The organism is Microbulbifer variabilis (assembly GCF_020524905.1).
In the GTDB taxonomy this organism is placed as follows: Bacteria; Pseudomonadota; Gammaproteobacteria; order Pseudomonadales; family Cellvibrionaceae; genus Microbulbifer; species Microbulbifer variabilis_A.
Window position 1 is genome coordinate 15064 of sequence record NZ_JAIVKI010000023.1, and the last position, 16222, is coordinate 31285.

The following is a 16222-nucleotide window of genomic DNA, read 5'->3' on the forward strand; positions in this document are numbered from 1 at the left end:
TGCGCGCGGCTAATGCCGCGCCACTAATTCAAGGCCATTGATCTTCCAGCGCCGGTCCCACCGGCTGGGCCTCTTCAACGGGAACACTTCGATATTCCACCTCGGCAGACTGGCGGCGAGGCAGTTCGAGGGGCTCTAAGGAGGAATCCTCTCCAAACTCTTCCGCATCGTCACCGCGCAGCTGTTCCCGCAATTGATTACGACGCTCACTCTCATATTGCTGCCGGTCTATATCGTTACCCCAACCAGGAGTCATCTGCTCCCGCGGTGCCGCCTCGGAGTGCTCATTGCCAAACAGATTGCGGAACCAACGCCAGCGATCGTGCCCCCGACACTCTGGTGCCGGTTGCAAATGGGTTTCATAGGAGAAAGGTATCTCGTAACCACCGCGGCAATAATCCGGGTCCATAAACTGTCCACGCGCGTTTACCTCTTTGAACTCGACCCCCCGCGGTGCCTCGACAGGACCGTGCTGATGGGGCAACTTGCGCATGATCTCAGTCCAGATCGGCAAAGCTCCGGTAGAACCGGTTAAACGGGTGCGCTCGTTGTCATCGCGCCCGATCCACACTACTGCGGTAACCTCCGGGGAAAACCCGGCAAACCAGCTGTCGCGGTTATTGTTAGTAGTACCGGTCTTACCAGCAAAAGGCACACTGCTGGGCAGGCGCTTAGCGGACCGGCGTCCGGTACCTTCGCGCATCGCCTGCTCCAGACCCCAGCGCAACAGGTAAGCGGGCACAGGGTCAATGCCACGATTAGTGCGCGGGCGGAAGTGCTGAACCCGTCCACCTTGTGCATCCGATACCGCTAGCAAGGTGCGTGGCTGTACTGTCTCACCACTATTGGCGATGGTTTGGTACATGCCCGCCACCTCAAGTGGTGTCATTTCCACCGCTCCCAACAACATTGCCGGCACGTGCGGCAGGCTGGTATCCACACCCAGGCGTCGAATGGTCTGGCGCACATTCTGCAGTCCCAGATCGAGCCCCAGATGAGCGGTAGCCAGGTTATAAGACTTGGCCAGCGCCACATAGAGAGGCACTTGGCCGTGAGCGAGCTTATCGAAATTCTGCGGCATCCACACATCGCCATCGGCCTCCTCAATACGCACTGGCGCATCGTCGATCAAGGTGGCCAGATTGTATTCTTGGGGGTGCTCCAGAGCGGTTAGGAAGACCGCCGGCTTGATCAGAGACCCCACTTGGCGGCGCGCCTCCAGAGCCCGGTTGAAACCGGGATAATCCGGGTCGCGGTCTCCGATCATGGCGAGTACATTGCCCGTGCGGTTATCCAGCAGCACAGTCGCGGCCTGGAGAGTATTCGCCTTGATCTTGCGGTCTTTCTCCAGCTTCTGTACGCCCTCGCTGACGGACTCCTCTGCGAGTTTCTGAACAGAGGGCGCCAGGGTTGTGTAGACCCGCAGTCCAGTGGTGCGAAGCTCTTCATAGGAATAATAGGGGCGCAACTCGGAGAGCAGGCGCTCGGTGAATGCCGGATAGGGATTCTGTGCTGTCACACTACCTTTCACCACACCCAATGGTTTGGCGGAGTAGCGTTCGAATTCAGCTTGGGTAATGAGGCCCTGTTCGAGCATCAACTCCAGTACTGTGTTGCGACGCTTTAACGCGCGTTGCGGATGGCGCCAGGGGTTGTAGTAAGCGGCGCCCTTGGCCAACCCCACTAGCAGGGCGACCTGATGAGGCTCCAAAGTATCCAGCGGCTGCTGGAAATAGAATTCCGAGGCCAGGCCAAAGCCATAGATACCCCGGGCTCCCTGTTGGCCCAGCCAAACCTCGTTAATGTACTCCTGCAGGATGTAGGCCTTGTCGTAATGAATCTCCATCAAAACCGCCATCAAGGCTTCATTGATCTTGCGCTGCAGGCTTGGCTTGTGGTCGAAAAAGATATTCTTTACTAACTGCTGGGTGATGGTTGATCCCCCCTGCACCAGGCGCCCCGCCTTGATATTGGCCACCATCGCTCGGGCGATACCCCGCGGGGAGATACCGAAGTGATTGAGGAAGTCCTGGTCTTCCACTGCGATCAGGGTGTTTGCTACCAGAGGAGGGATATCTGTAAAGCTAACTGGGTTGCGATCGTCTCCACCGCCCAGCAATGAACCGATATTGGCTGCGTCCAGGCGGAATTCGGAGATGCGCTGCCCATCTTCATCGCGCAGATTGTCAATTTCATCATTGCGCAGGCGGAAGGTGACGAGAGCCGCCGGCTCGCGGCCATCGGCATGAATAAAGTCCCGACGCCAGACTCGGTAATTCATACCCTCCTGCGTCCAGGAACCGGGCTCAGTCAGAGTCTTTTGTTTGCGGTAATTGAGAGCGGCTAACTCGCTCTCCAGCTCATCCGGGTGCATCGCCATGCCTTCACGCAGTACCAGGGCACGCGCAAAAACCCGCGCCGGCAGTTGATACTGGCGGCTGTCGAGACGCTGACGCAGCTGTACATCGAGGTAAGCCATATAGCCGGCTAGGGCCAATGCCCCCACCAGGGCCAGCAAAAATAGAAATTTTAACCAGCGGTAGCGCCTTTTCGGTTTTGACGCTTTGCTGCGCCGGCGTTTCATCGATGCCATATAAGAGTTATCCAGCTGCCATCTCGGTACATCTCTCGGTAGCGGAGAGTGCCTTCAGCCTCACCGCTATCTCAGGCAGAAGACCAGCAGGTGGCAGCTCCGCTGGTATCTTGCCGCAGGCACCTAAACCGGCGCCGTGGGGAACATCCGTGAACCGCCAGAATCCCGGGCTATGCGTCCAGGAGGTCATATTACAGGCACATTAAATACCTGTTCGTGGATTGACCGCAGTTGCCTTCCATAAGTTCATATTGAGGCATATGACGCCTTTATAAACGCTGGCCGCTTTAAGTCAAACCTACCACCTTGCACTTGCTGTAATCACGGCCATAATGCGGCGGAAATCTATACAAATCGCCCGAAAAGGATGGACATGCAGCAATATGATCTCTACGGCATCGGCGCCGCCCTGCTGGACACGGAAATCGAGGTATCCGATAAGGACCTCAAAGCACTCGGTGTTGAAAAGGGCATTATGACCCTGGTGGACGATGCCCGGCAGAAACAGCTGGTAGACGACCTTCGGGACCACATGGTCACCGCCAAACGTGCCTGTGGTGGCTCCGGTGCCAATACCATTATCGCTGCCAGCTATTTTGGCCTGCGCACCTTCTACTCCTGTAAGGTCGCCGCCGACGATAACGGGGTTTTCTACCGCAATAACCTCAGCGCCGCTGGCGTCGACTACCCAACCACGCTGCAGCAGGCCGATGGCGGTACCACTGGCAAGTGTCTGGTACTGATTACCCCTGATGCCGAGCGCAGCATGAATACCTACCTGGGGATCAGTGAGCAGCTCTCGGTAGCAGAACTGGATGACGAAGCACTAAAGTCCTCCCAGTGGGCCTATATCGAAGGTTACTTGGTCTCTTCCGAAACTGGGCGTCGAGCCGCAATCGCCCTGCGTGAACAGGCCCAGCAAGCCGGTGTGAAAACTGCCCTAAGCCTATCCGACCCGGCGATGGTGCAATTCTTTGGCGAAGGCTTGCGTGAAATGATTGGCGGCGGCGTGGATATGCTGTTCTGCAACCGCGATGAGGCCCTGGGCTTTACCGACACCGACTCACTGGATGCCGCGGCAGAGGCCCTGAGTGATTACTGCCGCAGTTTTGCCATTACTCTGGGCGCAGATGGCGCGCTGCTGTGGGATGGCGCCAAGCAATACAAAGTTGCAAGTCCAAAGGTACGCGCGATAGATAGCAACGGTGCCGGTGACATGTTTGCGGGCGCGTTTTTGTATGCGATCAACCGGGAAATGGGCTTTGTCGAAGCCGGTGAGCTGGCTTGCCGCGCCGCAGCCCAAGTGGTTAGCCAATACGGTCCGCGCCTGAAGGCAGAGCAACACTCAGAGTTGTTGGCGGCGGTTATCTAAAGCCACCAACAGGAACAGAGAGCGGCCTTTACTGGCCGCTCAATCTCAAAATTCCTCGGGCTCGCCGATATCGGGCAATCCCGAGGCGGCGGCAATACCAAAACCCTGAGCGTAATCCACACCCATTCGGCAGAGTTTATCCATCAGTTCGGGGCTCTCGACATACTCTGCGATGGTGCTGATACCCATGCGCTTGGCCAAGTGGTCAATGGTGCTGACCATCGCGCTGTCGATCTCATCTTCGAGCATATTGCGCACAAAACTCCCATCGATCTTGAGGAAGTCCACCGGCAGCTGGCGCAGATAGGCCAGGGAGGAAACCCCGCGGCCAAAATCGTCCAGGGCAAAACTGCAGCCGGCGGCACGCAGCTTGTGGATAAAAATCAGTGCCCTTTCCAGGTTGTTAATAGCACTGGTCTCGGTGATTTCAAACTGTACCCTTGAAGGGGTAACTCCCTCCTCACTCATCGCTTCCAGCACAAAGTCTGCAAAGGTGTCATCACCGAGGCTAATGCCGGAAATATTAATGGCATAGCTTGCCGTGTCGATGCCGATCAATTGCTCCTGGGCCATGTAGCGGAACACGCGGCGAATAACCCAGCGGTCCACTTCCTCAATCAGGCCGTAGCGCTCCGCCGCCGGCAGGAACAGCCCCGGGGAAATCACACCACCATCACGCCCGCGCATACGCACCAGAATTTCATAATGATGGAGTTCGCGCGCGCCCTTAAGTGAAACCACCGGCTGCCGGTAGAGCATCAGGCGGTCCTCCCGTAAAGCCGCGTGAATTTCCGCTACCCAAGTAGACTCACGGCGCTTCTCCAGCACCTTGCGCGAGTCCCCAAACAGCTTGACTCGGTTGCGTCCCTGATCCCTGGCCGAACAACAGGCGTCATTGGCGGTCGCCAACAGCTGGCTGGCACTGGGAGTGAATCGGTCTACACCCACCACTCCGACTGAGACGGCCACACGGCTGTCACTGCCCTGCCAGTGGAAGCTGAAGTCCTGTACAGATTCACGTAGCCGTGCCACCACGCGCCCGCCCTCTTCTAGGGTGCAGTCCCGCAACAAGATGGCGAATTCATCGCTGCCCACTCGTGCAAATAAATCGGCCTTCGACAACCCCTGTTGCAGCAACGATACCAACTGCACCAGCAATTGGTCACCGGCGACAAAACCCAGGGTGTCGTTGATCACTTTGAATTGGTAGACATCCAAATAAAGCAGCACATGGTGTTGGCGCTTATCGACGCATTGAGATAGAAGCTTTTGAAGCTCTCTCTCAAAATACTGTCGATTAGGCAGGCGGGTTAGCGCATCGTGGCTGGTCTGCCAACTAAGACGGGTAGACACCCGTCGGGCAGCGGAGGTATCCCGTAAGACCAACACATAATTTTTCAGTGTGCCGGCATCCCATATAGCCATCACCTGCACAGAGACCTCCAGCGGCGGACGGCTTTCGCCAGATCGCCAGATATAGGCACGGATCTCTCGTACACTGGGCACTTCGTGATAGGGGGTATCGGGTATCAGTGCGGATAACGGCTCCCCGTGACTGTCGCAGAGCCGTAGGCCCTCGTTAACCGGCTGACCGGGCAAGAGCCCAACCAGATCCCCACTCATTTCACTCACCAGCGGATTGGCATACTGAACAATACCGCGGGGATCGGTGACGATCACCCCGTCAGCAATTTCCCCCAGTGCCGCCTCCGCAGCCTGCAGGCTAATCTGCTCACAGGGTTTGAGTTGAGCCTCCAACTCCCCCAGCTGGCCGAGGTATTGCGCAGATTGAGGGTCAAACAAGGACACAGCCGCACTCCTTGCGGGAACCGAAACGCACCATAGAAACGATCGTAAAAACAACCGGAAATGGAACGTCGTTGCAAAATATGGGCGAACGTAACGCTATCATCGCCCAAGATCGCCGGTTTTATTCAATTATCCTGTCTCCAGCTGACCCCTCTCCTACAGGCCTTTAAATTGCACACTCAGAGATTTGCGCGCAAGAAATTTTTCAGCTTTTCATCTTCAAACACCCGTTGCATGGTCGCGCTCAGCAGACCATTTACCCGGCTTTCCACCTCTTCCCGGCTGGGTTTGATCAGGTTGCGGTCTTTACCCGAGGTACTATAAGTCCCGAAGTAGGTAGCATGGCCTGCCTTAACCTCCAGGTGAATTTCGGCAGAAGTATCAATCTGGTTGGTATAGACGGTGTTAGGGCTGTTGTAAGTCAGCTTCACTAATTTTGCCGTCACCTGCACCTCAGGAGCCGAGTCAGTGATCCGGAAAGACCAGTTGGCAAAGCCCTCACTCAAGCCGAAGGCAATGGCTCTGCCCGCGTCATTGGCGATACTCACCTGAGAGGTATCTGCATAGACACCGCCGAGGGAACCCAGACCGCCACCGGGTAGTTCATTGATCCCGCGAACATTGAGACTGTGCCCCGCACCAATGGATTCGGGAGCCACCTGAACCTGAGGGTGCAGACGAATTTGTAGTGGACTGTGAGCACATCCAGCCAAGACCAGGGCCCCCACCAATAACAACAATTTCTTCATTTTTCTTTCCTTCACTTCAACAAAAACTAGTTACCCTGCACTGCCATGATGGCGGTGGTGATCTTTTTCAAGCATCTCCCGCCCCATAATGGGTACCAGGACCTCCAAACTGCTTCCATCGGCAAAGAGCAGGCGCAGTGGTAGTGATTCTCCCGCCCTGAGTCGTACTCCGTGAATCATCAGGTGTACGCCTCCTGGTACCATCTGTAATTTCTCGCCAGCGGCTATCGCCAGTTTCTCCAGAGGGCGCATTCGACTGACACCCTGCGCTCGTTCAGTGGTATGTAAATTCGCAGAGCCCTTTGCATCACCAGACAGCTCTATGGCAGTCAATTGCAGCAAGCGCTCTCCGGTATTGTGGAGAGACAGGTAGGCCGCGCTCATAGGTGCTCCCGGCGGTGTCTCGCGGGCATAGCCTTCAACCAAAAGGGACTGAGTGAGGGCTGAAACCCCCACTGTGTAAAAAAGGCTGCTTGTTAGCAGTACCCATGCAAAAAAACCCGTCCTTCTCACAGTTCCCCTCCACTGGGCTGAATAAGTAGTAAACGCGCGGGGCTACCGATCTTAATATCGCCCCGCACCCGATAGCCGGGCACCGCCTCGCGCAACTGCTGGTAAACCCAGCGACCTTCAGCATCATCCCCGGCGACGATAATGACACGCAGCTGCTCACTACGGATGCGCTGGGCCACTTGGCGCAGCTGTGCGATAAGTTTTTCAGACCTGGCTCTGAGCTCCGCTTGCGGCAGGCCGATAGCCTCTCCTTGTGGCAAATCCAGTTGTGCGCGACCGCGCTCTCGGGCCAGTTGGGTGCGCACCTCGGCGACCAAGGGATTGCCCGGAGCCAACATCTCTGCGCGCTGCAACAAGCTCGCTACTTCCGCAAAAGCGCGCCTGCGCAGCGCCTCCCGTGCCTGCTCTACATAGGTGACCACTATTGTCTGGATTCCTGTCTTGGCACGGCGGTTGCCTGGGTCCAACTGTTGCACATTCAGGTAATAGTCATAAGCGCTGGCACCGGCGGGCTGGGTCAGATGGCCCTTGCGCAAGGCCTGTTCGGCGCGCTTTAAGAAATACGCCACATTGTTGCGGCGCACCTCCTCGACTGAAGGCTTAGCCTTTTGCGGCGGTGGACTGGGCGGAGGAGGAAGTGGCTTGTTCGAAGCACAGGCACCGAGTAACACAGCCATCAATAGATAGATAGCAAAGCTGTGAAGGCGTTCTAGTGACGGCAAAGCAATCCCCCGTTGTTGTTTTTTTGTACCACTGGCGTCGCTATACTGCAGACGCGACTGAACCCCCGTCCGGCGCTGCAGTCAGAACCATGCGCCCGACTATAATGAATTTTTTCATCTATGGCTGTGATGACCAAAAATTTCAGAAATAATTTCCTCGTTCTGCTGGCAATATTGTTATGCCTGCCCGCTATCAATACATTTGCTCAGGCCGGGAGTAACCCTTTCGCTTCTTCCATCGGTCAGCAGGAAAACACCTTCCTGCCTGTAGACGAGGCCTACCGGCAGGACCTGCTACTGAGCGGCAATCAGCTCAGCGCCCTGTTTGAAATCGCCCCGGAATACTATCTCTACCGTGACAAACTTGCCCTGTACCGTATCGAAAACGGACAAAAAACCGCGATCCCCCTAGATCTACCCAGCGGTGAAGTTATCTGGGATGACTACTTCGAAAAGGAGACCGAGGTCTATCGCGGTCAGCTGGAATTCCCCATTCCCTTCACTGGCACCCCCCAAAACTTACAACTAGAGCTGCACTACCAGGGTTGCGCCGACGCGGGGCTCTGCTATCCACCACAGGTTCGCCACTACCGCGTAAATATCGCCTCAGGCAGCATCCAACCTATTGACGACGGTTTCCAGGGCACCGCCTCGGGGTCAGGCGGCACCTCTTCGAGCACACCCCAGAGCGAGTCTGGCAGCGCCATCACACTACCCCTGGCCCTACTCTTTGCCTTTGCCGGTGGATTACTGCTCAACTTGATGCCCTGTGTCTTTCCGGTACTCTCGATTAAATTGCTGGCGGTGAGCCAGGCGGCACAGAACGACAGCCAGCGCCATCACCACGGCTGGGCCTACGCCGCCGGCGTGGTACTGAGCTTTGTCGCCATTGCCGCAACTATGCTTGCACTGCGCGCCGGGGGTGAGGCGATCGGCTGGGGATTCCAGCTACAGTCTCCCTGGCTGGTGGCAGCCTTAGCCTATCTATTCTTTATCATGGGGCTCAGTCTTTCCGGTGTCACAGAGATCGGCAGCAGCCTGATGGGCATTGGCAGCAATTTAAGCAACAGCCAAGGGCTGCGCGGCTCATTCACCTCCGGCGCTCTGGCCTCCCTGGTAGCCAGTCCCTGTACCGCCCCCCTGATGGGCTCGGCACTGGGTTTTGCGGTCACACAGTCTGCTGCTGTGGCGCTCAGCGTATTCGCCGCTCTTGGCGCCGGTATGGCCGCACCCTTTCTACTTCTCACTTATATCCCCGCGCTGGTGGACAAACTTCCACGCCCAGGCCCCTGGATGGACCGACTGAAACAACTGTTAGCCTTCCCCATGTACTTGACCGCAGTCTGGCTGCTCTGGGTATTGGGGCGTCAGGCGGGGGGCGACGGTGTCACCCTGGTGCTTAGCGGCGCTGTCGCTATCGCCTTTGCCCTATGGCTCTGGCCCAGCCCTCAGTGGCACTGGCTGCGGGGTTCGGTGGCGGTTGTGGCCCTGAGCTTTGCACTGATATTGCTGCCGCGCCTCAGCACCGCTCCCCAGGCACAGCAGCAGACCAGCGACTACTGGCAACCCTACTCGGCTGAACTCTTGGAAGCGGCGCGTAAAGAAGGGCGTCCGATACTGACAAATATGACAGCCGCCTGGTGTATTACCTGCCTTGCCAATGAAAAGGTCGTTTTGTCGAGCGATGCGGTGAGCCAGGCTATCGAGAAACTGGGGGTAGTGGCCCTGAAAGGAGACTGGACGAATCAGGACCCGCGTATCAGCGAACTCCTGGCGAAGTACGGCCGTACCAGTGTACCACTCTACTTGCTCTACCCTGCCAATGGTGGCGAGGCCAAAATCCTGCCGCAAATCCTCTCCCGCGAGGAGCTCTTGATGGAGCTTGAGGCCGCCGCCGGCAGCCGGCTCCGCACAACCTCTATTCCGTAAGAAGAGACTTCCGCCTTTGTAGCCAATTGCAGGGGTAAAAAAGCCACAGCACGGATATTTTGCGCTAATTTTTGGCCAAATATCGCCGAACTGCCGCTAACTTCGATAAACTGCCCAGCAGGCATGGACAGGGAGTCACTTTTGCGGCACACTCGCCTAAAGCACTCGGGCAAATAAGCCAAAATTTCGAGTTTGCCCGCAAGATAGCCAACTTTAGACCAATTTTTTAGGTTTTTCGGCAACTTTCCCTAGGGCGCACTATGGCTAAAATTCTTCTCCTGCACGGCCCCAATCTCAATTTGCTCGGCAGCCGCGAGCCACATATCTACGGTGCCACCACGCTCGCGGAAATTAATCTGGCCTCCGAGCGCCAGTGTGAGGACGCCGGGCACCAACTGGAAACCCTGCAGAGCAACAGCGAATCCGCCCTGGTGGAACGCATTCATTTGGCCGCCAAAACCGGCGTAGACTTTATAGTGATTAATCCCGCTGCTTATACCCATACCAGTGTGGCATTGCGAGATGCCTTGGCGGGTGTCGCAATACCGTTTATCGAGCTGCATCTTTCCAACCCTCATGCCCGAGAGGCATTTAGGCACCATTCCTATCTATCTGACTTAGCCCGTGGTGTGGTGTGTGGCTTCGGCCCACACAGCTACACCCTGGCACTTCAGGCGGCCATACACCAACTGGGTATGGCGCCTCAAAATCAATGAATCAAACCTGCGAGTGAATGAACTATGGATATCCGCAAAATTAAAAAACTGATTGAGCTGCTCGAAGAATCGGATATCGGCGAGCTGGAAATTAAAGAGGGTGAAGAGTCTGTGCGCATCAGCCGCGGCGTCAGCGGCGCGGCCCAACCGGTCGCTCCAATTTACAGCGCCCCTTACGGCGCCCCAATGGCGCCAGCGCCGGCTCCAATAGCACCAGCCCAAAGTGCGGCCCCGGCAGTAGAGGAAAAAGAAACCAAACCGACAATCAGCGGCCACGCGGTGAAGTCGCCGATGGTGGGTACTTTTTACGCGGCGCCCAGCCCCGGTGCCGAGCCCTTCGTCAAAGTGGGCCAGCAGGTTAAGGTCGGCGATGTAGTGTGCATCGTAGAAGCGATGAAAATGATGAACCAGATTGAGGCCGACAAGGCCGGCACTGTCGAATCCATCCTGCTCGAAGACGGCCAGCCGGTAGAGTTCGATCAACCGCTCGTGACCATCGTCTGAGCGGGGTAAGTCACTATGTTCGACAAAATCCTAATCGCCAACCGCGGCGAAATCGCCCTGCGGATTTTGCGCGCCTGCAAAGAGATGGGCATCGCCACAGTTGCGGTTCATTCTTTGGTGGATCGCAACCTGAAGCACGTGCGCCTGGCCGATGAGTCGGTCTGTATTGGCCCCAACCCCTCTTCGCAGAGCTACCTGAATATTCCAGCCCTGATTTCCGCCATGGAAATCACCGACGCGGTGGCCGTACACCCCGGCTACGGCTTCCTCGCAGAAAACGCCGACTTTGCCGAGCAGGTACAAAAAAGCGGCTTTACCTTTATCGGCCCGGACCCGGATGTGATCCGCCTGATGGGCGATAAAGTATCCGCTATCGCCGCCATGAAAAAGGCCGGCGTTCCCACAGTACCGGGTTCCGATGGCCCTCTGCCAGATAACAATGAGCGCTGCCTGGAGATCGGTGAAAAAGTCGGTTACCCGGTGATTATCAAGGCCGCAGCCGGTGGCGGTGGCCGCGGTATGCGCGTGGTACACCGTGCCGAAGACCTGATCAACGCCATCGCCGTGACCAAATCCGAGGCCCAGGCCGCCTTCGGCGACGGCACCGTGTACCTGGAGAAGTTTCTACAGAACCCGCGCCACGTAGAAATCCAGGTAATGTCCGACGGACAAGGGAATGCCATACATCTTGGAGATCGCGACTGCTCCCTGCAGCGCCGCCACCAGAAGGTGCTTGAGGAAGCACCAGCCCCCGGCATCCCCGACGAGGTGCGCCACCAAGTGCACGAGTCCTGCGTACAGGCCTGTATTGATATCGGCTACCGTGGCGCTGGCACTTTCGAATTCCTCTATGAAGATGAGCGCTTCTACTTCATCGAGATGAACACCCGTATCCAGGTGGAGCACCCTGTCACCGAAATGGTGACCGGCATAGATCTGATCAAGGAGCAGATTCGCGTCTGTGCCGGCGAGAAGCTCTCCATCAAGCAGGAAGATATCGTAATACGCGGGCACGCCTTCGAGTGCCGTATCAACGCGGAAGATCCTCAGACTTTCTTCCCCAGCCCCGGCAAGGTTAACAATTTCCATATGCCCGGCGGCCTGGGAGTGCGCGTGGATTCGCACCTCTACTCCGGCTATACGGTTCCCCCCAACTACGACTCAATGATCGCCAAGCTGATTACCCACGCCGAAGATCGCGAGACTGCCCTGGCGCGCATGCGCGTGGCCCTGTCCGAGCTGGTCGTGGATGGTATCAAGACCAATATTCCCCTTCAGGAAGAGCTGGTCCGCGATGAAGCCTTTGCCAAAGGTGGGGTCAATATTCACTATCTGGAGAAGAAGCTGGGGCTCTAACCCTCGCCAGCCGGGGCAAAGTTGGAGAGAATTGCGTTCACAATACGATGACACCGGGCGCCAGGGATGGCGGCGGACATCGCATCAACAGGGTGGCATTACCACCTGAATTGCAGTTACTCACCACGGAATTCCTATGCCCTGGCTACAACTCCGCGTCGACACCGATCGTGCCCATGCGGAAAAAATCGAAAACGCCCTGCTTTTTGCCGGCGCCGTATCCGTTACCCTGCAGGACAACGCAGACCAACCCATTCTCGAACCCGGACTCGGCGAAGTCCCCCTGTGGGATCAAACGCGGGTTACCGGCTTGTTCGATGCCGAAGTCGATACCGGCGTCACCGAGGCCAAAGCCGCCTCTTTCCTGTGCGAACTCCTACCCAATGCCCGCTGGGACCAGCTCGAAGATAAAGACTGGGAGCGCGAGTGGATGTCGCACTACAAACCCATCCAGTGCGGCGACAACTTGTGGATCTGTCCAAGCTGGTGCGAGCCGCCCCAACCGGAAGCGGTGAACCTGCTGCTAGACCCCGGGCTCGCATTCGGCACAGGCACTCACCCCACAACCTTCCTGTGCCTACGCTGGTTGGCGCAAGAACCCCTGCAGGGAAAGAGCGCCATCGACTTCGGCTGCGGCTCCGGCATCCTCGGAATCGGCGCTTTACTACTCGGTGCCGAACACGCCATGGGTACCGATATCGACCCCCAGGCCCTGATTGCCAGTCGAGACAACGCCGTGCGCAACGGCATAGATCCGCAGCGCTTCCCGGTTTATTTACCGGAACAGATGCCACAGGAAGCTGCCGATATCATGCTTGCCAATATCCTTGCCGGCCCACTGGTTCAACTCTCCGCACAATTGATTGCTCTCATCAAGATCGGCGGGCGCATCTGCCTGTCCGGCATCCTCGCCTCCCAGGCGGAACAGGTAAAAACCGCCTACGCAGAGAGTATCGACTTTGATGAGGATGCCGAGCACGAGGGCTGGGTACGTTTGAGCGGCACTCGGAATCGCTAAATACGCCAGCCAGCACTACGCGGGGACCCGACAGACTGATAAACTTGAGCGCAAAATAAACTGCGCCATAGTCGAATGTCTCAACTGGTAACCCGCTGCCCCCACTGCAGCACCTCATTCCATATCAACGACCAGCAGCTTCGCGCCGCCCGCGGTGCGGTGCGCTGCGGCTCCTGCCTGCAGGTTTTCCGCGCGGATGAGAACATCGTCTTCAACGACAATGGCCCCGACGCACGCAGTGATCTGGAAACCCTGCTAGAAGACGATGACTTCCTGATTCACGACGATATCGAACTGGAAGATGACGATCCGGCAGAGGAGACAGCTGCCGCCAACTCCTCCGAAAAGCAGCCTCCCGGCAACATTACGGACCGAGAATCAGCAGGAAACACTTCCCACGAAACACCAGTAGCCAATTCAGAGAGCCTTATTGGGGATGCATTTGGCGATAATGAGTGGCAGGAACTGCAGGAGGAGGACCAATTCGAGGAGGGTCCCGAGGAGGACCTGGAATCGATACTAAAACCAGACTGGGACGATGTGCCCGATTTCGATAGCAGTGCTACAGGCACCGATGAGGATTCCCTCAGCCCCGCTGATGAGAACGAACGCTTCGGCGACCCAGAGCCCTGGGAGCGCCCCCTGGAGTCGCAGGCTCCCGCAATAGAGCCCTACGAGTCTGAGCCGACACCCGAGGCACCCTCTGCCTCTGAAGAAATACTCCCTGTACCATTGCCGGAAGCCGGCAATGGACGCAAGGAGCCCTACTTTGCCACCGGAGCGGACAGCGCCTCAGAGCCGCAGGCTGAGCCCGTTCGCGAACAGCTGATCTCCGCCATTCAGCCCGCCCCGGTGGAAATGACCTGGGGTGCAGCATCATCAAAGAAAGCGGTGAGTCCCTGGTTGTGGCGCCTACTCCTTCCCTTTTTAACGCTCTTACTGTTAATCCAGTTGGCTTACTTTCAGTTTGACCGGCTCAGCAAGCAGCAGCCCTGGCGCGATATCTACGCTTCTGTCTGCCCGATGCTCGGCTGTACTCTGCCCCCACTGCGGGATTCCAATGCAATCCAGGCCTCCAATCTGATGGTGCGCAGCCACCCGCAATTGGAGGGCGCGCTGGTGGTGGACGCCGTGTTAGTGAATTCAGCTCCCTACCCCCAACCTTTCCCCAACCTGCTGCTGAATTTCAGCGACTTGAAAAACAAGGCGGTGGCGAGTCGCCGTTTTACTCCCGAAGAGTATTTGCAGGGAGAGCTGGCTGGGCGCAAGCAGATGCCCCAGGGCAGCCCCATCCACATCGCCATTGAGGTGGTTGACCCAGGGGCCGAAGCGGTGAACTACGAGATGAAAATCGCCCCATAGGAAAATGATTGGCGCCATAGTCGCTGACGCCTTGGCGGATAAAGCCACCAAAATTGACCACTCTGCGAGCTAAACGCACAGGGATCGATCAATTTGCCCGCTTTTTCGCTTTGCCAACGCCGGGCCAGTCGTTATCATAGGCGGCCTTTTTGCCAGGGCACAGATCGCCCTTCCAAAGCCCAAACGGAGTTACCGTGTCTATTGCTATAGGCCCCTACATTATCGACAACCCGGTAATCTTGGCGCCTATGGCCGGAGTTACTGATCGCCCCTTCCGCCAATTGTGTCGCCAACTCGGCGCCGGCTTGGTGGTATCGGAAATGGTGACCTCCGACACGCGTCTGTGGAATAGCCGCAAGTCGCGCTTGCGTCTGGACCACGGTGGTGAAGCAGCTCCCATATCGGTGCAAATCGCTGGTGGTGATCCCGAGATGATGGCCCAGGCCGCTCGGGAAAATGTGCGACGCGGCGCACAAATCATCGATATCAATATGGGCTGCCCGGCAAAAAAAGTGTGTAAAAAAGCGGCGGGCTCCGCCCTGCTGCGGGATGAAAAACTGGTTGCGGATATATTGCAGGCCGTGGTCCAGTCTGTCTCTGTCCCGGTGACGCTCAAGATCCGCACCGGCTGGTGTACGGATTCCCGCAATGGTGTCACCGTAGCCCAAATGGCTGAGGATGCCGGCATCGCCGCTCTGGCGGTTCACGGTCGTACTCGCGCCTGCGGCTACCACGGACAGGCTGAATTCGATACCATTGCCGAAATTGTATCCAGGGTAGGAATCCCGGTTTTTGCCAACGGCGACATCACCAGTGCCGAGAGAGCCCGCGAGGTGCTCGATTACACTGGCGCGGCGGCGGTCATGATCGGCCGCGCCGCACAGGGACGACCTTGGATTTTTCGGGAGATAGCCCACTACCTCGCCACTGGCGAGCGGCTGCCCGAACCAACATTGGACGAAGTAAGAAAAATACTGCTCACCCACTTGGGTGAACTGCACCGATTCTACGGTGAGGTGATGGGGGTCCGTATCGCCCGCAAGCATGTGGGTTGGTACTTGAAGACACTCGCGGACAGCGAGTCCTTCCGCAAGACCTTTTTCCAGATAGAGAGCGCAGAAGTACAACATGCCAGCGTTCACGCGTGGTTTGAACGCCGAATAACGAGAGGGGCACAAGCGGCATGAATAACGAAGTATTGATTCCGGATACTGGCAGCGAAGAAGTATCCTCCAGGGGGCAAACGCAGCTGGCTCAGCCGCAGCAGCAGTCCCTGCGCGATGCGGTCGAGCACGCGATGGAGAACTATTTCCGCCACCTGGATGGCCAGATGGTTACCGATGTCTACGACATGGTGCTGTCAGAGATCGAAGCGCCCATGCTCGAAGTGGTGATGAAATACACCCGTCACAACCAGACACGCGCCGCGCAACTGCTGGGGCTCAACCGGGGCACCCTGCGCAAGAAGCTGAAGCGCTACGGCCTGCTGTAAGCTTCCCACCATGCGAATTTTTGAAGGGGGATGAGGTTACTCATCCCCCTTCGCTATTTTCCCGGCGGCAGTTTTCGCCACAGCAGC

14 protein-coding genes are annotated in these 16222 nt (G+C 57.2%); 9 read left to right on the forward strand and 5 right to left on the reverse strand.

Annotated features, from left to right (window positions below):
- Positions 1–28: 28 nt before the first annotated feature.
- The gene (mrcB, locus tag LC073_RS19160; RefSeq protein WP_226648933.1) at positions 29–2593 is read right to left on the reverse strand and encodes a penicillin-binding protein 1B; all 2565 of its coding nucleotides are present in this window, start codon (positions 2591–2593) and stop codon (positions 29–31) included.
- A 373-nt stretch (positions 2594–2966) separates the two neighbouring features.
- On the opposite strand from mrcB, the gene LC073_RS19165 reads away from it, so the two are divergent.
- Positions 2967–3965 (forward strand): adenosine kinase, encoded by a 999-nt coding sequence (locus LC073_RS19165; protein WP_226648934.1) that lies wholly within the window; start codon positions 2967–2969, stop codon positions 3963–3965.
- 45 nt (positions 3966–4010) lie between these two features.
- Here LC073_RS19165 and LC073_RS19170 read toward each other — a convergent pair whose 3' ends face one another.
- The 4 genes from LC073_RS19170 to LC073_RS19185 all read right to left on the reverse strand — a co-directional run bounded on the left by LC073_RS19170 (position 4011) and on the right by LC073_RS19185 (position 7758).
- Entirely contained in the window at positions 4011–5774 is a 1764-nt protein-coding gene (locus LC073_RS19170; protein WP_226648935.1) for an EAL domain-containing protein, read from the reverse strand.
- Positions 5775–5953: 179 nt separating this feature from the next.
- Positions 5954–6523, reverse strand: a complete 570-nt coding sequence (locus LC073_RS19175; RefSeq protein ID WP_226648936.1) for a YajG family lipoprotein — start codon at positions 6521–6523, stop codon at positions 5954–5956.
- A 30-nt stretch (positions 6524–6553) separates the two neighbouring features.
- A complete protein-coding gene (locus tag LC073_RS19180; protein WP_226648937.1) occupies positions 6554–7036 on the reverse strand; it encodes a copper chaperone PCu(A)C in 483 nt (160 codons plus the stop codon).
- The gene (locus LC073_RS19185; protein WP_226648938.1) at positions 7033–7758 is read right to left on the reverse strand and encodes an N-acetylglucosaminyltransferase; all 726 of its coding nucleotides are present in this window, start codon (positions 7756–7758) and stop codon (positions 7033–7035) included. Before LC073_RS19185 ends, LC073_RS19180 begins: the two co-directional genes overlap by 4 nt.
- 129 nt (positions 7759–7887) lie before the next feature.
- Here LC073_RS19185 and LC073_RS19190 point away from each other — a divergent pair, with 129 nt between their 5' ends.
- From LC073_RS19190 to fis, 8 genes are all read left to right on the forward strand, one after another.
- The gene (locus tag LC073_RS19190) at positions 7888–9687 is read left to right on the forward strand and encodes a protein-disulfide reductase DsbD family protein (protein WP_226648939.1); all 1800 of its coding nucleotides are present in this window, start codon (positions 7888–7890) and stop codon (positions 9685–9687) included.
- 260 nt (positions 9688–9947) lie between these two features.
- Complete coding sequence (aroQ, locus tag LC073_RS19195; protein ID WP_226648940.1) at positions 9948–10403, forward strand: type II 3-dehydroquinate dehydratase; 456 nt, start codon at positions 9948–9950, stop codon at positions 10401–10403.
- Positions 10404–10427: 24 nt separating this feature from the next.
- Positions 10428–10907 (forward strand): acetyl-CoA carboxylase biotin carboxyl carrier protein, encoded by a 480-nt coding sequence (gene accB / locus LC073_RS19200; RefSeq protein WP_226648941.1) that lies wholly within the window; start codon positions 10428–10430, stop codon positions 10905–10907.
- 15 nt (positions 10908–10922) lie between these two features.
- Positions 10923–12263, forward strand: a complete 1341-nt coding sequence (gene accC / locus LC073_RS19205) for an acetyl-CoA carboxylase biotin carboxylase subunit (RefSeq protein WP_226648942.1) — start codon at positions 10923–10925, stop codon at positions 12261–12263.
- 136 nt (positions 12264–12399) lie between these two features.
- On the forward strand, positions 12400–13281 hold the full coding sequence (gene prmA, locus LC073_RS19210) for a 50S ribosomal protein L11 methyltransferase (protein WP_226648943.1): 882 nt from the start codon (positions 12400–12402) through the stop codon (positions 13279–13281).
- A gap of 75 nt (positions 13282–13356) precedes the next feature.
- Positions 13357–14643 (forward strand): DUF3426 domain-containing protein, encoded by a 1287-nt coding sequence (locus LC073_RS19215; RefSeq protein ID WP_226648944.1) that lies wholly within the window; start codon positions 13357–13359, stop codon positions 14641–14643.
- A gap of 194 nt (positions 14644–14837) precedes the next feature.
- Positions 14838–15830, forward strand: a complete 993-nt coding sequence (gene dusB, locus LC073_RS19220; RefSeq protein WP_152451048.1) for a tRNA dihydrouridine synthase DusB — start codon at positions 14838–14840, stop codon at positions 15828–15830.
- Entirely contained in the window at positions 15827–16135 is a 309-nt protein-coding gene (gene fis / locus LC073_RS19225) for a DNA-binding transcriptional regulator Fis (protein WP_152451046.1), read from the forward strand. Before dusB ends, fis begins: the two co-directional genes overlap by 4 nt.
- Positions 16136–16222: the final 87 nt, after the last annotated feature.